19 protein-coding genes and 2 rRNA genes are annotated in these 19844 nt (G+C 69.7%); 4 read left to right on the top strand and 17 right to left on the bottom strand.

Annotation, left to right across the window (positions count from 1 at the left end; all coding sequences use genetic code 11):
- The first annotated feature begins 37 nt into the window (after positions 1 to 37).
- Entirely contained in the window at positions 38 to 715 is a 678-nt protein-coding gene (locus ACFUO4_RS18465) for a DUF4232 domain-containing protein (RefSeq protein ID WP_079310677.1), read from the top strand.
- Here the strand turns inward: ACFUO4_RS18465 and hemB are convergent.
- The 6 genes from hemB to ACFUO4_RS18435 form a co-directional block, all read right to left on the bottom strand.
- Positions 709 to 1713 carry a porphobilinogen synthase gene (hemB, locus tag ACFUO4_RS18460; protein WP_383485823.1) on the bottom strand — a complete coding sequence of 335 codons (1005 nt, stop codon included), beginning with the start codon at positions 1711 to 1713 and terminating at the stop codon, positions 709 to 711. The two genes, ACFUO4_RS18465 and hemB, sit on opposite strands and share 7 nt — an antisense overlap.
- Positions 1714 to 2023: 310 nt before the next feature.
- On the bottom strand, positions 2024 to 3733 hold the full coding sequence (locus tag ACFUO4_RS18455) for a uroporphyrinogen-III synthase (RefSeq protein WP_079310679.1): 1710 nt from the start codon (positions 3731 to 3733) through the stop codon (positions 2024 to 2026).
- Positions 3730 to 4689, bottom strand: a complete 960-nt coding sequence (gene hemC, locus ACFUO4_RS18450; protein WP_079310680.1) for a hydroxymethylbilane synthase — start codon at positions 4687 to 4689, stop codon at positions 3730 to 3732. Before hemC ends, ACFUO4_RS18455 begins: the two co-directional genes overlap by 4 nt.
- On the bottom strand, positions 4686 to 6434 hold the full coding sequence (locus ACFUO4_RS18445; RefSeq protein ID WP_383485820.1) for a glutamyl-tRNA reductase: 1749 nt from the start codon (positions 6432 to 6434) through the stop codon (positions 4686 to 4688). Before ACFUO4_RS18445 ends, hemC begins: the two co-directional genes overlap by 4 nt.
- Positions 6431 to 7198 (bottom strand): redox-sensing transcriptional repressor Rex, encoded by a 768-nt coding sequence (locus ACFUO4_RS18440; RefSeq protein WP_383485817.1) that lies wholly within the window; start codon positions 7196 to 7198, stop codon positions 6431 to 6433. Before ACFUO4_RS18440 ends, ACFUO4_RS18445 begins: the two co-directional genes overlap by 4 nt.
- A 235-nt stretch (positions 7199 to 7433) precedes the next feature.
- Entirely contained in the window at positions 7434 to 7718 is a 285-nt protein-coding gene (locus ACFUO4_RS18435; protein ID WP_079310683.1) for a glutaredoxin family protein, read from the bottom strand.
- 118 nt (positions 7719 to 7836) lie between these two features.
- On the opposite strand from ACFUO4_RS18435, the gene ACFUO4_RS18430 reads away from it, so the two are divergent.
- From ACFUO4_RS18430 to ACFUO4_RS18420, 3 genes are all read left to right on the top strand, one after another.
- A complete protein-coding gene (locus ACFUO4_RS18430; protein WP_383485814.1) occupies positions 7837 to 8757 on the top strand; it encodes an HAD family hydrolase in 921 nt (306 codons plus the stop codon).
- Positions 8758 to 9109: 352 nt separating this feature from the next.
- Positions 9110 to 9883 (top strand): ECF subfamily RNA polymerase sigma factor, BldN family, encoded by a 774-nt coding sequence (locus ACFUO4_RS18425; protein WP_059193130.1) that lies wholly within the window; start codon positions 9110 to 9112, stop codon positions 9881 to 9883.
- Positions 9884 to 10138: 255 nt separating this feature from the next.
- Positions 10139 to 11374 carry a DUF5667 domain-containing protein gene (locus ACFUO4_RS18420; RefSeq protein WP_383485810.1) on the top strand — a complete coding sequence of 412 codons (1236 nt, stop codon included), beginning with the start codon at positions 10139 to 10141 and terminating at the stop codon, positions 11372 to 11374.
- 80 nt (positions 11375 to 11454) lie between these two features.
- Here the strand turns inward: ACFUO4_RS18420 and ACFUO4_RS18415 are convergent, their stop codons facing one another.
- From ACFUO4_RS18415 to ACFUO4_RS18365, 11 genes are all read right to left on the bottom strand, one after another.
- Complete coding sequence (locus ACFUO4_RS18415; protein ID WP_079310685.1) at positions 11455 to 12510, bottom strand: lysophospholipid acyltransferase family protein; 1056 nt, start codon at positions 12508 to 12510, stop codon at positions 11455 to 11457.
- Positions 12511 to 12524: 14 nt separating this feature from the next.
- Positions 12525 to 13598, bottom strand: coding sequence for an NAD-dependent epimerase/dehydratase family protein (locus ACFUO4_RS18410; RefSeq protein ID WP_383485806.1), 1074 nt, complete (start codon positions 13596 to 13598; stop codon positions 12525 to 12527).
- Between the two features lie 237 nt (positions 13599 to 13835).
- Positions 13836 to 13934: a 30S ribosomal protein bS22 gene (locus ACFUO4_RS18405; RefSeq protein ID WP_003948845.1), complete on the bottom strand. Its 99-nt coding sequence runs from the start codon at positions 13932 to 13934 to the stop codon at positions 13836 to 13838.
- A gap of 158 nt (positions 13935 to 14092) precedes the next feature.
- On the bottom strand, positions 14093 to 14305 hold the full coding sequence (locus ACFUO4_RS18400) for a helix-turn-helix domain-containing protein (RefSeq protein ID WP_004984898.1): 213 nt from the start codon (positions 14303 to 14305) through the stop codon (positions 14093 to 14095).
- 129 nt (positions 14306 to 14434) lie between these two features.
- Entirely contained in the window at positions 14435 to 15250 is an 816-nt protein-coding gene (locus ACFUO4_RS18395) for a phosphatase (protein ID WP_383485803.1), read from the bottom strand.
- 356 nt (positions 15251 to 15606) lie between these two features.
- The gene (locus ACFUO4_RS18390; protein WP_383485800.1) at positions 15607 to 16782 is read right to left on the bottom strand and encodes an acetoin utilization protein AcuC; all 1176 of its coding nucleotides are present in this window, start codon (positions 16780 to 16782) and stop codon (positions 15607 to 15609) included.
- Entirely contained in the window at positions 16733 to 17950 is a 1218-nt protein-coding gene (locus tag ACFUO4_RS18385; protein WP_383485797.1) for an MFS transporter, read from the bottom strand. The genes ACFUO4_RS18390 and ACFUO4_RS18385 overlap by 50 nt, the downstream gene beginning before the upstream one ends.
- A gap of 111 nt (positions 17951 to 18061) precedes the next feature.
- Positions 18062 to 18763, bottom strand: a complete 702-nt coding sequence (locus ACFUO4_RS18380) for a VC0807 family protein (RefSeq protein WP_383485794.1) — start codon at positions 18761 to 18763, stop codon at positions 18062 to 18064.
- Positions 18764 to 18856: 93 nt separating this feature from the next.
- A complete protein-coding gene (locus ACFUO4_RS18375; RefSeq protein ID WP_383485791.1) occupies positions 18857 to 19501 on the bottom strand; it encodes an HAD family hydrolase in 645 nt (214 codons plus the stop codon).
- Between the two features lie 61 nt (positions 19502 to 19562).
- Positions 19563 to 19679 (bottom strand): 5S ribosomal RNA (rrf, locus tag ACFUO4_RS18370).
- A gap of 92 nt (positions 19680 to 19771) precedes the next feature.
- Positions 19772 to 19844: ribosomal RNA gene (locus ACFUO4_RS18365) — 23S ribosomal RNA — on the bottom strand; the annotation flags it as partial.

Genomic DNA, 19844 nt, shown 5'->3' with positions numbered 1-19844 from the left:
GATCATCCCAACCAGCGCTTCCGAAAGGGAACTTGCCATGCGTACCGTTCGCCACCACCTGCTCGCCGCCGCCGGCCTCACGCTCGCCACCCTCGCACTGACCGCCTGCAATGACGGAACGGGCACGACGGACGAGGGAGCGGCAAAGCCGACCGCGTCCGCGACGGCATCGACGACGGACAAGCCGGCGACGCAGAAGCCGACCGCCACGCCCGCGAGCAACACCACGAAGTCCCCGTCCCAGAAGCCCACGCCGGCCGCCCCCACCGAGGACGACAACCCCGCCGCCTACGCCTTCTGCAACGGCGCGAACACCACGACCACCGCCCAGCCGGTCTCCCGCCCCCTCAACCACATGCTCCTCACGGTCAAGAACACCGGCTCGAAGCCCTGCAACCTCACCTACTACCCGGTGCTGCGCTTCGACGGGATGCAGTGGGCGCCGCGCCCGATCGAGGCCTCGCACCCGCAGGCGGTCGTCACGCTGAACCCCGGCGAGTCCGGTTACGCGGGCGTGCTGCTGTCGGCCGCCGACGGCAGCGGCGACGGAGGGACGACGGGCAAGAAGCTGACGGTGATGTTCCAGGCGGGGACCCCGAACAGCGACGGGGGAGCGTCGGCGATCCCGACGCTCCCCGCGAAGGGCGTGTACTACGACAGCACCCTGACGCCGACGTACTGGCAGACGACGGCGGACGACGCCCTGTCCTACTGACGTCCGTCGTTGAGCATCTGGGCCGCCTCGACGGCCCAGTAGGTGAGGATGTTCTGGGCCCCGGCCCGCTTGATGCCGGTCAGGGTCTCCAGGATCGCCCGCTCCCGGTCGATCCACCCCTTCTCCGCGGCGGCCTCGACCATCGAGTACTCGCCGGAGATCTGGTAGGCGGCGACGGGGACGTCCACGGAGTCGGCGACCCGGGCCAGGATGTCGAGGTAGGGCCCGGCCGGCTTGACCATCACCATGTCGGCCCCCTCCTCCAGGTCGAGGGCCAGCTCCCGCAGCGCCTCCCGGGCGTTGGCGGGGTCCTGCTGGTAGGTCTTGCGGTCGCCCTTGAGCGAGGACCCGACAGCTTCCCGGAACGGCCCGTAGAAGGCGGACGCGTACTTGGCGGTGTAGGCGAGGATGGCGACATCCTCCCGGCCGATCTGATCAAGGGCATCCCGGATCACCCCGATCTGCCCGTCCATCATGCCGCTGGGCCCGACGACATGGGCTCCGGCGTCGGCCTGCACCTGGGCCATCTCGGCGTACCGCTCCAGGGTGGCGTCGTTGTCGACGCGCCCCTCGCTGTCGAGCACCCCGCAATGCCCGTGATCGGTCGTCTCGTCGAGACACACATCGGACATCACCAGCAGGTCGTCACCGACCTCGGCGCGCACATCGCGCAGGGCGACCTGCAAGATCCCGTCAGGATCGGTCCCCGGCGTCCCGAGGGCGTCCTTCTTGCCCTCCTCGGGCACCCCGAACAGCATGATCCCGGACACCCCGGCGGCCACGGCCTCGGCGGCGGCCTTCTTGAGACTGTCCCGGGTGTGCTGCACCACGCCCGGCATGGCGGCGATCGGCACCGGCTCGCTCACGCCCTCCCGCACGAACGCGGGAAGGATGAAGTCAGCAGGATGCAGCCGCGTCTCGGCAACCATCCGCCGCATCACAGGCAAGGTCCGCAACCGCCGCGGCCGGCTACCAGGAAACGATCCGTACTTCGACATACCCCTAAGCTACGCCCGCCCCAGACCCCCCTTTGCCGACGCCTCGTCGGCCCGGAGGCGCACCCCCACGAGCCGGCAGCCGCGTACGGCGGGAAGGGGACGTGTCGGGGGGTGTCCGCCCGCAGCGGTTGGCGCGTCAACCCGGGCGCCTTGTCCGAACGCCCGATTCCGCGCCGTTCCGAGGACGGACACCCCCCGGCGCGGCCCCGACCCACCGCCCGACCGCACGCGCGAACGCCCACGCACGAGAACGGGCCGCCGCAGGCATCTCAGCCCACGACGGCCCGCACAAGCACAGCTGACGAACCCGTCAGGTCGTCGTACGCCTACGCCGCGCCCCCGGCCGCCGCTCGCTCGGCCGCGTCACCGGATCCCCGGCCTCGACCGCCGCCGCCCGCCGCTTCAGCCCGAAGTCGGCCAGCGCCTCCGCGAGCTTGTGCACGGACGGCTCGGGAGCCATCACGTCCACCCGCAGACCATGCTCCTCAGCCGTCTTCGCCGTCGCCGGCCCGATACACGCGATCACGGTCACGTTGTGCGGCTTGCCGGCGATCCCCACCAGGTTCCGCACGGTCGACGAAGAGGTGAAGAGAACGGCGTCGAAGCCACCGCCCTTGATCGCCTCCCGCGTCTCCGCCGGCGGCGGCGAGGCACGCACGGTCCGGTAGGCGGTCACGTCGTCGACCTCCCACCCGAGCTCGATCAGCCCGGCGACCAGCGTCTCCGTGGCGATGTCGGCCCGCGGCAGGAAGACCCGGTCGATCGGATCGAAGACGGGGTCGTACGGCGGCCAGTCCTCCAGCAGCCCGGCCGCGGACTGCTCACCGCTCGGCACCAGGTCGGGCTTCACGCCGAAGGCGATGAGCGCCTTCGCGGTCTGCTCGCCCACCGCGGCCACCTTGATGCCCGCGAAGGCCCGGGCGTCGAGCCCGTACTCCTCGAACTTCTCGCGGACGGCCTTGACCGCGTTGACCGAGGTGAAGGCGATCCACTCGTACCGCCCGGTCACCAGGCCCTTCACGGCCCGCTCCATCTGCTGGGGCGTGCGCGGCGGCTCGACGGCGATCGTCGGCACCTCGTGCGGCACGGCACCGTAGGAACGCAGCTGGTCGGAGAGCGAGGCCGCCTGCTCCTTCGTACGCGGCACGAGGACCCGCCACCCGAAGAGCGGCTTGTTCTCGAACCACGACAGCTGGTCGCGCTGGGCGGCGGCGGAACGCTCACCGACCACGGCTATCACCGGCCGCCCGCCTTCCGGCGAGGGCAGCACCTTGGCCTGCTTCAGCGTCAGGGCGATGGTGCCCAGGGTCGCCGTCCACGTGCGCTGACGAGTGGTCGTACCAGCCACCGTGACCGTCATCGGGGTGTCGGGCTTGCGGCCCGCGGCCACCAGCTCGCCGGCCGCCGCCGCGACCGAGTCGAGGGTCGTCGACACCACGACCGTGCCGTCCGAGGCCCCCACCTCCGTCCAGCACCGGTCGGAGGCGGTCCGGGCGTCCACGAACCGCACGTCCGCGCCCTGGGCGTCGCGCAGCGGCACACCGGCGTAGGCGGGCACGCCGACCGCGGCCGCGACACCGGGAACCACCTCGAAAGGCACCCCGGCGCGGGCGCACGCCAGCATCTCCTCGGCGGCGTACGCGTCGAGCCCGGGGTCCCCGGACACCGCACGCACGACCCGCCTGCCGCCCCGCGCGGCCTCCATGACAAGATGTGCGGCATCCCTCACGGCGGGGACACCCGCGGTTGCTGACGAACCGTCAACAACCGTCAGCTGAGGCGCGCCTGTGCCCGGAAGCGGGTCCGACGAGGACCCCGGTTCCGTGTTCACGACGGCGACGCCCGAACGGGCGTGGACGCGTACGACGTCGAGCACCTCGTGCTCGGCGACGAGAACGTCCGCGCTCGCCAGCGCCTCCACGGCGCGCAGAGTCAGTAGTCCCGGATCCCCGGGTCCGGCACCCAGGAAGGTGACGTGCCCGTGTTCAGGACCGGCGGCAGGAAGGGCGGTGGGGCTCACTGTGCTCGCTCCCCCATCAGACCGGCCGCGCCCTGGGCAAGCATCTCGGCGGCGAGTTCACGGCCGAGCGCCATTGCCTGGTCGTATGTCTCGGGCACGGGACCGGTGGTGGACAGCTGCACCGTACGAGAGCCGTCGGTGGTACCGACCACCCCTCGCAGGCGCATTTCCTTGACAACGTGCCCGTCGGCCAGCAGGTCGGCCAGCGCGCCCACAGGGGCGCTGCAACCGGCCTCCAGGGCGGCGAGCAGCGACCGCTCGGCCGTCACGGCGACCCGCGTGAACGGGTCGTCGAGCTCTCCGAGCGCGGCGATCAGCTCCGCGTTGTCCGCGGCGCATTCGATCGCGAGTGCCCCCTGGCCGGGAGCGGGCAAAACCGTGTCGACCGACAGGAAGTCGGTCACCTCTCCGATGCGCCCGATGCGGTTCAGCCCGGCCGCGGCCAGCACCACCGCATCCAGCTCACCGTCGTGCACGTACCGGATGCGCGTGTCCACGTTCCCGCGGATCGGGACAGTCTCGATGTCGAGACCGTGCGCGCGGGCGTACGCGTTCAGCTGGGCCATGCGCCGCGGCGAGCCGGTACCGATCCGGGCCCCGCGGGGCAGGTCGGTGAACTTCAGCGCGTCCCGGGCGACGATGACGTCCCGCGGGTCCTCGCGCTGCGGGATCGCGGCGAGCGAGAGCTCGTCGGGCTGCCCGGTCGGCAGGTCCTTGAGGGAGTGGACGGCGAAGTCCACCTCACCCTTGAGCAGCGCCTCCCGCAGCGCGGTGACGAACACACCCGTGCCACCGATCTGCGCGAGCTGCTCCCTGCTCACATCTCCATACGTGGTGATCTCGACGAGCTCGACGGGCCGCCCGGTCACCTGGCTCACGGCGTCCGCCACCTGCCCGGACTGGGCCATGGCGAGCTTGCTCCGCCTGGTCCCGAGCCGTAGCGCCTTCTCACTCATGCCGGCCCTCGGTCTTCCTCATTGGTGTTGCTGTGCTCGGCGCGGGACACGGCGGCGACCGTCTCCTGGTCGAGGTCGAACAGAGTCCGCAGCGCGTCCGCGTACCCGGCACCACCGGGCTCGGCCGCGAGCTGCTTGACCCGTACGGTCGGAGCGTGCAGCAGCTTGTCCACCACGCGCTTCACGGTCTGCGTGATCTCACCGCGCTGCTTGTCGTCGAGCCCCGGGAGGCGCCCCTCCAGCCGGGCCATCTCCATGGCCACGACATCGGCGGCCATGGTGCGCAGCGCGACGACGGTGGGCGTGATGTGCGCGGCCCGCAGCGCGGCCCCGAACGCGGCCACCTCGTCGGCGACGATCCGCCGCACCTGGTCCACGTCGGCGGCCATGGGCGCGTCGGCGGAAGCCTCCGCGAGCGACTCGATGTCGACGAGCCGCACCCCGGCGACCCGATGCACGGCGGCGTCGATGTCACGGGGCATGGCGAGGTCGAGCAGGAAGAGCACGGGCTCCGGCCCGGCGGCGAGGGGCTCGGGCCGACGCCGCTCGGGAATCCGCCCGACGGTTCGGGCGGCGGCGGCGAGCGCGGCAATGGCGTCGGCCTCGTCGACGACGGACCCGGTCCCCTGCGGCCGGGGCGCGTTGTCGACCCAGGCGGCATGCTGCTCAAGCTCGGCGGCGGCCATCCCGGCGACGGCGGCTTCGCCGAGCACGGAGAAGCCGGGGGTGGCCTGGACGGCGTTCAGATCAAGCGGACAGCTGTCCTCGGCCGACCCCGTCTGGTCTGCGGGCAGTCGTGCCGCTTGGGCGGCACGGGTGGGCGCAGGCGGCACCCCGATGGCGCCGGGCCGCGCAACGCCCCCGCCCCCAGCGACCGGCACCCGCCCACGAACAGCACCCGAAACGGCGTCCCCGGTGAGCACCAGCCCCGTCGCGCCCGTACAAGACACCACGACATCGGCACGTGTCAGCTCGCCCGACACCGCATCCATCGGTACCGCGCGAGCCACCACGTCCCCGTTACCGGAGTCGGAGGAGGCACCGTCATTGAGGATCTCGACCAACCGCGACGCCCGCTCCGCGGTCCGGTTGGCGATGACCACTTCGGCCACCCCGGCCCGCACCAGCGTCGCCGCGGCCAGCGAGGACATCGACCCGGCCCCGATGACCAGCGCCTTCTTCCCGCGCGCCCAGTCCGCGACCTCACCACCGGAGGTACCCGCGGCGAGCTGCTCGAGCCCGAAGGTCACCAGCGACTGCCCGGCCCGGTCGATCCCGGTCTCGGAGTGCGCCCGCTTGCCGACCCGGAGCGCCTGCTGGAAAAGGTCGTTGAGCAGCCGCCCGGCGGTGTGCAGATCCTGCGCCTTGGCCAGCGAGTCCTTGATCTGCCCGAGGATCTGCCCCTCGCCGACGACCATGGAGTCGAGCCCGCAGGCGACGGAGAACAGGTGGTGAACCGCCCGGTCCTCGTAGTGCACGTACAGATAGGGAGTGAGCTCCTCGAGGCCCACCCCGCTGTGCTGGGCGAGCAGCGTGGACAGCTCGGCGACACCGGCGTGGAACTTGTCGACGTCGGCGTACAGCTCGATGCGGTTGCAGGTGGCGAGCACCGCGGCCTCGGCGGCCGGCTCCGCGGCGACCGTGTCCTGGAGCAGCTTGACCTGGGCGTCGGCGGTCAGCGCCGCCCGCTCCAGCACGCTGACCGGGGCGCTGCGGTGGCTCAGCCCTACGACGAGGAGACTCATGCCGGCATCACGGCGGGTACGTCCCCGTCAGGCCCCTGGTCGGCGGACTCGCTGCGCGCGGCGACGGTCGGAGCGCCCCCGTCGGTCCCGGCGGCGGCCTCCTCACCGGCCTTGCGCTGCTCGTGGAAGGCGAGGATCTGGAGTTCGATGGACAGATCCACCTTGCGCACGTCGACCCCGTCCGGAACGGACAGCACGGTCGGCGCGAAGTTCAGGATGGAGGTGACACCGGCGGCGACGAGCCGGTCGCAGACCTGCTGGGCGGCACCGGCCGGGGTCGCGATGACGCCGATGGAGACGCCGTTGTCCTCGATGATCTTCTCCAGATCATCGGTGTGCTGGACGGGGATGCCCGCGACGGGCTTCCCGGCCATCGCCGGGTCGGCGTCGATGAGGGCGGCCACCCGGAAACCGCGGGAGGCGAAACCGCCGTAATTGGCGAGCGCGGCACCGAGGTTGCCGATACCAACGATCACGACCGGCCAGTCCTGGGTGAGCCCGAGCTCACGGGAGATCTGGTAGACGAGATACTCGACGTCGTACCCGACACCACGCGTTCCGTAAGAACCCAGGTAAGAGAAATCCTTGCGCAGCTTCGCGGAGTTGACCCCCGCCGCGGCCGCGAGCTCCTCGGAGGAGACCGTGGGCACCGAGCGCTCCGACAGTGCGGTCAGCGCGCGGAGGTACAGCGGAAGCCTGGCGACGGTGGCCTCGGGAATCCCTCGGCTACGGGTCGCCGGTCGGTGAGTTCGGCCAGTTGCCACGGTGCTCCTGCGGGTAGAGCGGGGCTGCAGGCGGTCACACGTACCTAGACCGCCCCGTCGAATGCAGGCTATGTCTTTGTGAACGCGTGCACAAAGATGGTGTCCGATTTGCCCGGCCAACGTGACCGGGGTCACGCACTGCAGTCTCGGGGGCAAAACAGGTCACTCTCCTCACGAATCCCACCCCCAAGGCCAAGCCGCCAACGATCCTAAGCGAGTTTGCGGATCGTTTGGACTACTCGGTCAGTGCCCTGCGCAGTCGATCTTCGTTCACCCGCCAGAACGTGTGCTGTTCACCGTCGACGAGTACGACGGGAATCTGTTCCCAGTACTGGTCGTGCAGCGCCTGATCTGTGGAGATGTCCTTCTGCTCCCACGTGGCACCGAGCTCGCCGCACACCTTCTCCACCACGAGCTGTGCGTCATCACACAGATGGCAGCCCGGTTTACGGATGAGAGTGACAAGCCGGTCCTGGGGCGCCGACGCCTTCCGGCGGAAGAGGGGACTCATACCAGCCATTGTCCCGCGCCCCTCCCTCCATCCGCGAGCAGTCCTTTAACGACAGAGTCGCGGAGAGTTCACACCCTCCAAACCTCTCGACTCCGGAACCACCGAACAAACTGGCTATGCTCACGCCATGGCCGCTCTCGGATGGCTCACTCCCCGTAGGCGCTCCGCCACGGCGCGGAGCGTGTTGGCAGGCGAGGCTTCGGCGGAGGCCGCGCGCAAGTCGTCGCAGGAGGTCGAGGACACCTCGGCCCCGGAACCGGAGTTCCCGGTGCTCGGCGACGACAAGGCAGCCGCCTTCTTCGACCTCGACAACACCGTCATGCAGGGTGCGTCGCTGTTCCACTTCGGCCGGGGCCTGTACAAGCGGAAGTTCTTCGAGACCCGCGACCTCGCCAAGTTCGCCTGGCAGCAGGCCTGGTTCAGGCTGGCCGGCATCGAGGACCCCGAGCACATGCAGGAGGCCCGCGACTCGGCCCTCTCCATCGTGCAGGGCCACCGCGTCTCCGAGCTGATGTCCATCGGCGAGGAGATCTACGACGAGTACATGGCCGAGCGCATCTGGCCGGGCACCCGCGCCCTCGCCCAGGCCCACCTGGACGCGGGCCAGAAGGTGTGGCTCGTCACGGCGGCCCCCGTCGAGATCGCCCAGGTGATCGCCCGCCGCCTCGGCCTGACCGGCGCACTCGGCACGGTCGCGGAGTCGGTGGACGGCGTCTACACCGGCAAGCTCGTCGGCGAACCCCTGCACGGCCCCGCGAAGGCGGAGGCGGTACGCGCGCTGGCCGCGGCGGAGGGCCTGGACCTCTCCCGCTGCGCCGCGTACAGCGACAGCCACAACGACATCCCCATGCTCTCCCTGGTCGGCCACCCCTACGCGATCAACCCGGACACGAAGCTGCGCAAGCACGCCCGCCAACTGGACTGGCGTTTGCGTGATTACCGCACCGGAAGGAAGGCCGCGAAGGTGGGCATCCCGGCGGCAGCGGGAGTAGGCGCGGTGGCAGGCGGAACTGCAGCAGCGATCGCATTGCATCGCCGCCGCCGCTAAAGGCTTTTAGGGGCGCGGGGAACTGCGCGACCAGCCACGGACCAGCCGCGCCCAAAACACAACCAATACCCCCCACCCCCTCCCCCCAGTCGTCTTGTCGGCACACGGCCACAACACGCCCTGACCCTGACCGGAACTCGATCTCAAACGATCAACAACCGGTCACTCTGCGGTACTTGAGAGGGCATCAATCGGTTACAGAAGCGACGTAATCGATGAATAGAGCAACTGGGTGTAGCAGTGCCTGCACGAAGCGTTATTCTCCTCAGACGCAATCCGGTACCCCTCCGTCGCTACGACGGGTGAACGGTCCCGCACTGCACGTGATGGAAGCTCTGCCTCTGGGAGTCCCGTGTACTCACACGTCGGGGTTGACGCCTCGGGCCTGGCTACGCTGCGCGCGACGGTCAACAACCTCATGCGCTTCGTCCCCACCGCGTACGCCGTCCCCGCCCTTGCCGTAGCCACCGCACCAACCGGCCCGTGCTACGCACTGGCCGAGAGCAGCGCGGCCGTCGGCAGAAGGGGACGCTCGGCCGGCGCCGCAACGACCACCCGCCGTCCCGCCGCGGACAGCGACAGCGCCCGGATGATGGATCTCGTGGAGCGCGCCCAGGCCGGCGAGGCCGACGCGTTCGGACGGCTCTACGACCAGTACAGCGACACCGTCTACCGGTACATCTACTACCGCGTCGGCGGCAAGGCGACGGCCGAGGACCTCACCAGCGAGACGTTCCTGCGGGCGCTCAGGAGGATCGGCACCTTCACCTGGCAGGGCCGTGACTTCGGCGCCTGGCTCGTGACCATCGCCCGCAACCTCGTCGCCGACCACTTCAAGTCGAGCCGCTTCCGGCTGGAGGTGACCACCGGCGAGATGCTCGACGCCAACGAGGTGGAGCGCTCCCCGGAGGACTCGGTCCTGGAGTCCCTCTCCAACGCCGCGCTCCTGGACGCGGTCCGCCGCCTCAACCCGCAGCAGCAGGAGTGCGTCACGCTCCGTTTCCTGCAGGGCCTGTCCGTCGCCGAGACCGCGCGTGTGATGGGGAAGAACGAGGGCGCGATCAAGACCCTCCAGTACCGGGCCGTCCGCACCCTCGCCCGGCTCCTGCCGGAAGACGCCCGCTGAATCCGGCCCCGCCCGGCCACGCTCCGCCACTATCCGCGACACCCAACTCACGGTCAGTTAAAGTCTGTTGACTTCGCGATCCGATCATCCGCAGTCCGTAACCCAAGTGCCGCGCCGCTCGTTGTGCGGGATGCAGGCTCCCTGTGGTCACTCCCTGGCCGACATCGATCACTCGATCGTGTGCATGTGGTCAGGGCGTGCAACCCTCAGGACCCCCTGGGGAGTCGACCGTCATGACGAGAGGAGGTGCCGCCAGTGATCGCGAACGTATCGGCGCACCGGCGGGCGAACGCCTTCGCCCAGGCCCTGGAGGACCAGTCCGACCGGGGCACGGCGGCCCAAGAGGCCGAAGGACCGGCGCCCGACCCGGCCGCCGTCGAACAGACCGAGCAGGGCCGCATGTTGGCCCTCGCGGAATGTCTCGGCGAGCTGCCGAGGCCGACGCTGGATCCCGAGGTCAAGGTCGTCCAGCGGGCCCAGCTGGTGGCAGCGTTCGAGGCCATGCTCCAAGAGGGCACCGTCGGAGGCGAGGCAGGCGAGGCGTCGGTGCCCGAGCAGCGCTCGCATCGCGCGCGGGGCGCCCACCGGGCGACCGGACTGGGCAAACTGCGACCGCGTTCCCGGCTCACCAAGGGCCTCGCCGCCGGCGGGCTCAGCGTCGGGGTCGCCGCGGGAGCCTTCGGCGGAGTCGCAGCGGCCAGCTCGGACGCCCTCCCGGGCGACTCGCTCTACGGCCTCAAGCGCGGCATCGAGGACTTCAAGCTCAACTACCTGTCCGACGGGGACGACGAGCGCGGCGTGGCCTACCTCGACCAGGCCTCCACCCGGCTCAACGAGGCCCGTCGGCTGATGGACCGCGACCGCGGCGGCCAGCTGGACCACGAGTCGCTGGGCGAGATCCGCCGCGCCCTGTCCGGCATGCAGCACGACGCGACGGAAGGCCACCGCCTGCTGCACGAGGCGTACGAACGCGACCCGGACTCCCTCGGCCCCATCCAGGCCCTCTCCTCCTTCTCGCGCTCGCACCGCGAGGTCTGGGGCGCGCTCCGCGACCGCCTCCCCGTCCAGCTGGGCGATGTCAGTCAGCAGGTGTCGTCGGTGTTCGACGCCATAGACGAAGAGGTCGCCCCGCTCCAGTCCCTGCTCCCCCAGCCCCCGGCTCAGGACGGCGGCGCGAGCAGCAGGCAGAGCGGTTCCGGTACGGCGTCCAAGGGCGCCGCCGGCTCCGACCGCTCGGCCGCCCCGAGCAAGGGCCACGGCACCTCGGACGGCTCGGGCACCGGCTCCGGAAGCCCCAGCCACTCCGCCTCCTCCGGCAGCGACGACGGCCTGCTCGGCGGCAACACCGGCGGCCTCCTGGACCCCCCGGAGACCGGCACCGGCACGTCCACGCCGACGACCACCCCGCCCACCCAACCGGACGTCACCCTCCCGCCCCTCCTCCCGGGCCTCCTGCCCGGCCTGGGCATCGACGGAGAAGACGCGAGCTAGAGCAACGGCGGTACGACGATGGGGGCGCCCTCCTCGGGAAGGGCGCCCCCATCGTCGTACCGCCAACCGCCGGTCAACCGCTAGAAGAACACCGACCGGCGCTGCACCAGCAGCTTGTAGAGCGTGTGCTGGATCTGTTCGCGTACCTGATCCGTCAGGTTGAACATCAGCATCGGGTCCTCCGCCGCCTCCGGCGGATAGCCGTCCGTGTGGATCGGCTCGCCGAACTGGATCGTCCACTTCGTCGGCAGCGGGATCGCACCGAGCGGGCCGAGCCACGGGAAGGTGGGCGTCAGCGGGAAGTACGGGAAGCCGAGCAGGCGCGCCAGGGTCTTGGCGTTGCCGATCATCGGGTAGATCTCCTCCGCGCCCACGATCGAGCACGGGATGATCGGGGCGCCCTGGCGCAGGGCCGTCGAGACGAAACCGCCGCGGCCGAAGCGCTGGAGCTTGTAGCGCTCGCTGAACGGCTTGCCGATGCCCTTGAAGCCCTCCGGCATGACCCCGACCAACTCGCCCTGGCCGAGGAGCCGTTCCGCGTCCTCCGCGCAGGCCAGGGTGTGGCCGAGCTTGCGGGCCAGCTCGTTGACCACCGGCAGCATGAAGACCAGGTCCGCGGCGAGGAGACGCAAGTGCCGGCCCGCCGGGTGGTTGTCGTGGACCGCGACCTGCATCATCAGGCCGTCCAGCGGCAGCGTCCCGGAGTGGTTGGCGACGATCAGCGCACCGCCGTCGGCCGGGATGTTCTCGACGCCCTTCACCTCGACCCGGAAGTACTTCTCGTACACCGGCCGCAGCAGCGACATCAGGACCTGGTCGGTCAGCTCCTCGTCGTAACCGAAGTCGTCGACGTCGTAGTCCCCGGTGAGCCGGCGGCGCAGGAACGACAACCCGCCGGCGATACGCCGCTCGATCCCACCCTCGTCCTGCGGCCCGACCGGCGGCTGTTCCTCACGCGTCACAGGGACATCATCCTGCGCCGACGCCCTGCCGGGCAGGGGTTGGACCTCACCGACCTCACGGACCAGCGACGACTCCTTGCGCCGGCTCCCCGCGCCGCGGCGCCGCGCCGGCCGCTGCACGGCGGCCCCACGGGACCTGTCGTCGTCGAACGGAATGACCTTGGCGTCCGCCATCGTTGATGCGCTCCTCAGTTGGCGCTCTGCGTCGGGGGGTGGCTCGGGAGGTGGCCGCCGCCCAGGGCGGGCAGCGCGGCGATCCGGTCGACGGCCCCCGCGAGGGCCTCCGGCGGCAGCAGCCCGGGGCCGCGGACCCGCGCGAAGTCCGCGAAGGTCTCCGCCGTCGTGTACTTCGGCTGGAAGCCGAGCGTCTCCCGCATCTGGTCCGTCGCCACGACCCGGCCATGGGTGAGCAGCCGGATCTGTTCGGGCGAGAAGTCCGTCATGCCCAGCGTACGGACCAGCGAGCCCGCCCAGGTGACGGCGGGCAGCAGCAGCGGCGCGGTCGGCCGCCCGAGCCGCCGCGAGCACTGCGAGAGCAACAGCACCCCGTCGCCGGCGATGTTGAAGGTGCCACTGTTGAGCGTGCCCCGCTCCGGTTCGTGCGAGGCGATCCGCAGCACCTCGATCACGTCGTCCTCATGGACGAACTGCAGCCGCGGGTCGTACCCGAACACGGTCGGCAGCACCGGCAACGAGAAGTACGAGGCAAGCGGAGTGTCCGCGCTCGGCCCGAGGATGTTCGCGAACCGCAGCACACACACGGCGACATCGGGCCGCCGCCGCGCGAAGCCGCGCACATACCCCTCGACCTCGACGGCGTCCTTGGCGAACCCGCCACTGGGCAGGGACTTGGGCGGGGTGGTCTCGGTGAAGACGGCCGGGTCGCGGGGCGCCGACCCGTACACGTTCGTACTGGACTTCACCACCAGCCGCTTGACCGTCGGCGACTTCTGACAGGCCCCGAGCAACTGCATGGTGCCGATGACGTTGGTCTCCTTGACCGTGGTCCGGCTGCCACTGCCGAGTGCCATCGCCGTCACGTCCAGGTGTACGACCGTGTCGGCGGCCGTCTCGGCCAGCACCCTCGCTATGGTCGGCTGCCGGATGTCGGCCTGGATGAAGTCGGCACCGCCCAGATGGTGCTCGGGCGGCACGGCGTCCACGGCGATCACCCGGTCGACCCGCGGGTCCCGCTGGATGCGTCGGACGAACCGGCCGCCCAGTTGACGGGCCACTCCGGTCACGAGCACGACCTTGCCCAAGATCAGCGCCTTCCTTCCAGCACTCGTCCCCCTGCACACCCTGTCGCGTTCCCCGTGTGCGGCCAACCTAGCGGGTCGATGTTGCGCTGTGATGACCACCCAATGCACGAAGTGACGACATCCACAGTCGTACGACCAGACCAGGCCATGTGGAAGCAGGCATGTGAGGGGGATATGCGTGTGGCCCCCCACCGGGTGTGGTGGGGGGCCACATCACGCTGCTTGCGCGGCGCCGTACTACTTCTTGTTACGACGCTGAACGCGCGTGCGCTTGAGCAGCTTGCGGTGCTTCTTCTTCGCCATCCGCTTGCGCCGCTTCTTGATAACAGAGCCCACGACTACCCTCGCTCACTTCTCATCCACTCGGCGTTTGGGCGCCATGGGCCCACACGACCTACGAGGGGCTAGCCTACCCGCCCGAGCGCTGAGGTCGTAATCGAGGGGGAAAGGGGGGTCCGGAACATGCCCTGAGGGATCCCCCCGCCCCACAGTCATCAGGCGGTTTCCACCCCCACGTAGCTCTCGCGAAGGTACTCGTGAACCGCTTGCTCGGGGACGCGGAAGGACCGCCCCACCCGGATCGCGGGCAGATGACCGCTGTGCACCAACCGGTACACGGTCATCTTCGACACTCGCATCACCGAGGCGACTTCCGCCACGGTAAGGAACTGAACCTCGTTCAGAGGCCTCTCGCCAGCTGCAGCCATGACACACCTGAACCTTCCGCACTCGACGGCCACCGGCTTCCCCTTCCGGTGACTCTTCGTCGTTGCGTGCTCACTCCCCAATGTAGGGGCGGGTGATGCGAGTGGGGAAGAGGTGCACCCATCGGCGGCCTACTGTGACAGACACGCTCGATTGAGTACGTAGCGGGTAAGCGGCCGGTAGTAATCAGACCGCACAGCGTCATCAAGTGGAACGGCTACGGACACGACCCCTTCGGCCTCCCCCACGAACAACGCGGGATCATCCGTGTCGGCCAGCCCAATGGCCTCAAACCCCAGCTGACCTGCCCCGCAGACCCACCCGTGATCGCCGATGACAAGCTCTGGCAGTCCCGTGCCCCGCTCCGCGGCGGCCGCCAGCACGGTCCGAACCGGGAGCGGCGAGTGGCTGTGCACGCCGGTCGCACAACCGGAGCTCAACCCGCCCGGTTCCCGTACCAGCGCGACTCCTCGTACGTAGTCAAGGTTGTACGTGCGTAGGCCGAACCGGGTCGTTATGTCGACACAGTGACCCTGCGCTGGGGTGAGGACGGTACATCCCGCCGCCGACAGCGCGTCCGCCAACGCGGCGTAGAACCCGAGCAGTCGATGGGGGTGGCCGGTCCCGAGCAACACCGCGGCGCCACGCTCCGCTACAGCGGCGAGCCGAGCAGCGAAGGCGTCAAGGGCGGCGAGCGTCCGGTCAGGATCGATCACATCGTGGCCAGTTGTATGCCTGGGATCGCCGGAAACCCCGCACTTATCAGCCATCAACTCAATCAAATCCCGCTGCTTCCACGTCCACTCCGGGTCAAGCCCGATCAACACCCGAGGATCCCGAGCAGCGAAAAGCCGATAACTCCGCAGACTCTCCTCCCTCGAGGTAGCCACGGTCCCGGCCAGCCGAGCGGCCAACAGATGAGCGCGCAGCGCGCCGGTGCTCAACACGGGAGCGATGCTGACGGATCCCCTCACACAACAACACGGGAACAGAAAAACACCGCACAGTTGGCGTAACGAGACCTGAGTGCCTACGGGCAGCCGTGCCGCTGGGCCGACGCCCACCCGAGCTACGGCACCCACATCCCTGCCGTAGCTGCGCACCGCTGGGACGGCGCCCACCCGGCAGCGGCGGCCAGCCGTCCTCTGCCGTAGCTGCGGGCAGTCGTGCCGCTGGGGCGGCACGGGTGGGCGCAGCGGCACCCCGCTAGCGCGGGCGAGCGAAACCCACCCCCGCCCAGCACGGACGCCGAGCCCCCGCAGAGCCCCGCCCAGCAGCCCTACGCCACCACCACACCACACCCCTACGCCAACAACCCCCGCAACGGAAACACCGCCCGCCGAGTAGCCAACACCGCCTGATCCAGCCGGTCAGCGGGGTCGTACCCCGCCTCCCAGTCGGCCCACGCCACCGGCCACCGCCCATCAGTCATCCGCATCGGCCCCAACTGCCGCGTCCGAGCGAACACTTCCTGCCGCCAACTCTCAGGAATCACACTCTCCGGCGCCAACTCCCGCCCCGCCGCGATCCCCACAAGATGCGTCCACGACCGCGGCACGACGTCCACGACCGCATACCCGCCCCCACCCAACGCGACCCACCGCCCACCGGCGTACGAGTGCGCCAGCTCATGACACGCCACCTGCACCGCCCGCTGCGCGTCCAACGACACCGCGAGATGAGCCAACGGATCCTCGAAGTGCGTATCCGCCCCGTGCTGCGTCACCAACACCTGCGGCCGAAAATCGGCAAGCAGCTCAGGCACCACCGCATGGAACGCCCGCAACCACCCCGCATCCCCGGTCCCCGCAGGCAACGCGACATTGACCGCACTCCCCTCCGCCGCCCCGTCCGCCCCGGTCTCCTCAGCCCACCCGGTCTGCGGGAACAACGTCCGAGGATGCTCGTGCAGCGAGATCGTCAGAACCCGCGGGTCCTCCCAGAACGCCGCCTGCACCCCGTCCCCGTGATGCACATCGACATCCACGTACGCGACCCGCTCGGCCCCCAGCTCCAGCAGCCGCGCGATCGCCAGCGAAGCGTCGTTGTAGATACAGAACCCCGACGCACCCCCCGGCATCGCATGATGCAGCCCACCCGCGAAGTTCACCGCGTGCAGCGCGTCCCCGTGCCACACCGCCTCCGCCGCCCCCACCGACTGCCCGGCGATCAACGCGGACACCTCGTGCATCCCGGCGAAGGCGGGATCGTCCAGCGTCCCGATCCCGTACGCCCCGTCCGCCGCCCCGGGATTCTCCGAAGCCGCCTTCACGGCCTCGATGTAGTCCTCCCGGTGCACCAGCCGCAGCGTCGACTCCCCGGCCGGCTTCGCGGCGACGACGTCCACTTCCCGGTCCAGCCCGAAGGCACTCACCAGGCTCCGGGTCAGCGCAAGCCGGACCGGATCCATCGGATGCTCCGGACCGAAGTCATAGCCCGTTACTGCCTCGTCCCACATCAGCTGTGCGCGGCCGCTCATGCCCGCCACCGTATCGGTCCGGTTGAGCGGCGAACGACCGGGCGTACACAAGCGTCACCAGCACCAACACCATCGGCACCAGCATCGCCCCGCGATAACTCCAGGCGTCACCGAGCGCCCCCACCAACGGCGAACCGATCAAAAACCCCACATAGTTGAAGACATTGAGCCGCGCGACAGCCGCATCGGACGCCCCCGGGAACAACCGCCCGGCCGCCGCGAAGGTCTGCGGCACCAGCACACACAGCCCCAGACCCAGCAAGGTGAACCCGAGCATCCCGACCCACGCCCCGGGCGCCACCGCCACCACAGCGAACCCGCCAGCGGCCACCACGGCCCCCGCCCGCACCACCGCCACGGCCCCGAACCGCCGCACCCCGAAGTCCCCGAGCCCCCGCCCGATCAGAGTGGTGACCATGTAGACGTTGTACGGCACGGTCGCCAGTTGCTCACTGCTCCCGAGCACGTCCTCGAGATACTTCGCGCTCCAGTTGGAGACGGTCGAGTCCCCGATGTACGCGAAGGTCATCACCAGACACAGCGGCAGCAGCGCCTTGAAGACCAGACCGCCCCCACCGCCACCGGCCTGCGCGCCCACCGGCTCGGGATCATCGCTGTCGACGTACCACCGACTCCCGACGAACGCGGCCGGCAGCAGCACGGCCACCACCGGCAGATACGACACGAACAACGCCAGATCCCAGTGCGCCCCCACCCACGCCAGCGACGCCCCCACGATCCCGCCGAGGCTGAATACGGCATGGAAGCTGAGCATGATGCTGCGCCCGTACGCCCGCTGCAGACTGACCCCGAGCATGTTCATCGAGGCGTCCAGCGCACCCACCGCCAGCCCGAACGCGGCCAGCGCGAGCGCCAGCTCGACCGTCGCGTCCCCCGCCCCGACCCCGAGCAGCGCCAGCAGCACGACCGGCTGGGCCCACCGCAGCAGCCGGCTCGGCGGTATGCGCTTCACCACCTTCTCGGTGGTCACGCTCCCGACCCCGGCCAGCACCGGCACGGCGGCCAGGAAGGCCGGCAGCACCGCGTCGGAGATCCCGTACCGGTCCTGGATCGCCGGAATCCGCGTCACCAGCAGGGCGAAGGCCACCCCTTGAGCAAAGAAGCTGAACGCCAACGAGGCCCTACCGCGCCGCAGCACATCTGTCATGGCGGCGAGCGTAGGGCCCCGGACTACCCGTGGGTAGATCCAGCCAAAAATGAATTTCCTTCAGCTTCGGCCCGAGCCGGTCCCGGAAGGCCTTGGCTTACGACCGTGAGGTCAGGCGGCGACGGCGACCTGGGCCTTCATGGCCTCCTCGGCCGCCTCGACCTCGGCGGCGATCATCCGCTCCATGGGTCCGGCGGCCAGCGCCCCACTCACCACCATCCCGAGCCCGATCGCGCCGACCAGGACGACCGACCCCAGCCACACCATGGTGTCCACGGGCACGGTGTACGCCCCCACCATCCGCACCACGCACTCCCCGAGCAGCACGACACCCCACACCACCGAGAAGACCCGCTCGGCCCGCAGGAACGCCGCGGACCCGGCCGCGCCACCGCCCAGCAACCGCTCCCAGGCCGCGTGCTTGGCGGCGTCCGCCTTGACCAGGAACGGCTTGAGAGCCGCCGTCATCATCGGCCGTCCCAGCACCACCGACGCCAGGATCCCGATGCCGATCGTGCTGCTGACCGCACTGTCCTTGGCGAGCATCAGCCGCGGATCCCCGGAGACGAAGCTGAGCAGCAGGGACGCCAGGTTCACGGCCAGGATCAGCCCTGCGAGCCCGTTGGCCTTCCGCTCCTTGACGACCGCCCACACGGTCCGCCCGGCCGGCACGACACTGCTCCAGGCGAGCGCCGCGAAGGTGCTCATCCCGCAAGCCTCCCGGAAGAGGTAGTACGACCCGACCGGCACCGCCACGTCCAGGAGCAGGGGGCGGAAGGGGTTCTGCGGCTTGTTCGCACTCGTCGTCGTCATGCCCTCAGCATCTCGTCCACCGGGGGTCCCCCAGTAGAAACGATCGTCCGGAGCTCGGCGTGACAAATGTCAGGCCGCCGGCGCTGCCCACGATCACATCAGCAGGTCGGCCAACTCGCCCATGTCGGAAAAGAGTTGAGTGGCACCGGAAAGCCTCTCGGCAGGCGTCATGGCGGTGAACCCGTACACGTCCATCCCGGCCGCGACCGCCGCCTGTACCCCCAGTGGACTGTCCTCGACGACCACACACCGCCCGGGCGCCGCCCCCATCCGCTCGGCGGCGTACAGAAACAGATCCGGCGCCGGCTTCCCCCGCCCCACATCCTGCGAGCTGAAGACCCGCGCCTCGTCGAACCACCGGTCCAGCCCGGTCGTACGATGCCCGACCCGAATCCGCTCATGACTCCCGGACGAGGCCACGCAGTACGGCACCCCGGCACCGGCCAGCCTCTCCAGCACATCCACCGCGCCGCCCACGGGCTTCAACTCCCGCTCGAACGCGTCGAACACCCGCCGATGAAAGACGTCATCGAACTCGTCCGGCAGCCGCTCCCCCGTACGCTCCAGCACCAGATCATGAATCCGATGCATCGCGGACCCCATGTAGTCCCGGATGGAGTCCTCGTACGAGGTCGGGTGCCCGAGTTCCGTCAGATAGGCGGCCAGCAACCGATTGGAGATCGGCTCACTGTCCACGAGGACGCCGTCATTGTCGAAGATCACCAGGTCGTAGCGCATAAACCAGAGCCTAAACGCAGAAAACCCCGCACCGAACCGGTGCGGGGTTTTCTCAATATTTGTTCGGCGGCGTCCTACTCTCCCACAGGGTCCCCCCTGCAGTACCATCGGCGCTGTAAGGCTTAGCTTCCGGGTTCGGAATGTAACCGGGCGTTTCCCTCACGCTATGACCACCGAAACACTATGAAACTGTCAAACATTGCCGCACCGCATGTGACCTATGCGGGGCCGTTCGTGGTTTCAGAACCAACACAGTGGACGCGAGCAACTGAGGACAAGCCCTCGGCCTATTAGTACCGGTCACCTCCACACGTTACCGTGCTTCCAGATCCGGCCTATCAAC

This window comes from Streptomyces sp. NPDC057280, assembly GCF_042668605.1.
Classification (GTDB): Bacteria; Actinomycetota; Actinomycetes; order Streptomycetales; family Streptomycetaceae; genus Streptomyces.
The sequence above is the reverse complement of the archived record's forward strand: the minus strand, read 5'-3'. Positions and strand labels throughout refer to the sequence as shown.

Bases quoted from the DNA above. Each gene is read 5' to 3' on its own strand.
- ACFUO4_RS18465 (WP_079310677.1), top strand. From the start codon at position 38: ATGCGTACCGTTCGCCACCACCTGCTCGCCGCCGCCGGCCTCACGCTC.
- hemB (WP_383485823.1), bottom strand. From the start codon at position 1,713: ATGTCGAAGTACGGATCGTTTCCTGGTAGCCGGCCGCGGCGGTTGCGG.
- hemC (WP_079310680.1), bottom strand. From the start codon at position 4,689: ATGAGTGAGAAGGCGCTACGGCTCGGGACCAGGCGGAGCAAGCTCGCC.
- ACFUO4_RS18445 (WP_383485820.1), bottom strand. From the start codon at position 6,434: ATGAGTCTCCTCGTCGTAGGGCTGAGCCACCGCAGCGCCCCGGTCAGC.
- ACFUO4_RS18435 (WP_079310683.1), bottom strand. From the start codon at position 7,718: ATGGCTGGTATGAGTCCCCTCTTCCGCCGGAAGGCGTCGGCGCCCCAG.
- ACFUO4_RS18430 (WP_383485814.1), top strand. From the start codon at position 7,837: ATGGCCGCTCTCGGATGGCTCACTCCCCGTAGGCGCTCCGCCACGGCG.
- ACFUO4_RS18415 (WP_079310685.1), bottom strand. From the start codon at position 12,510: ATGGCGGACGCCAAGGTCATTCCGTTCGACGACGACAGGTCCCGTGGG.
- ACFUO4_RS18400 (WP_004984898.1), bottom strand. From the start codon at position 14,305: ATGGCTGCAGCTGGCGAGAGGCCTCTGAACGAGGTTCAGTTCCTTACC.
- ACFUO4_RS18390 (WP_383485800.1), bottom strand. From the start codon at position 16,782: ATGAGCGGCCGCGCACAGCTGATGTGGGACGAGGCAGTAACGGGCTAT.
- ACFUO4_RS18385 (WP_383485797.1), bottom strand. From the start codon at position 17,950: ATGACAGATGTGCTGCGGCGCGGTAGGGCCTCGTTGGCGTTCAGCTTC.
- ACFUO4_RS18380 (WP_383485794.1), bottom strand. From the start codon at position 18,763: ATGACGACGACGAGTGCGAACAAGCCGCAGAACCCCTTCCGCCCCCTG.
- ACFUO4_RS18375 (WP_383485791.1), bottom strand. From the start codon at position 19,501: ATGCGCTACGACCTGGTGATCTTCGACAATGACGGCGTCCTCGTGGAC.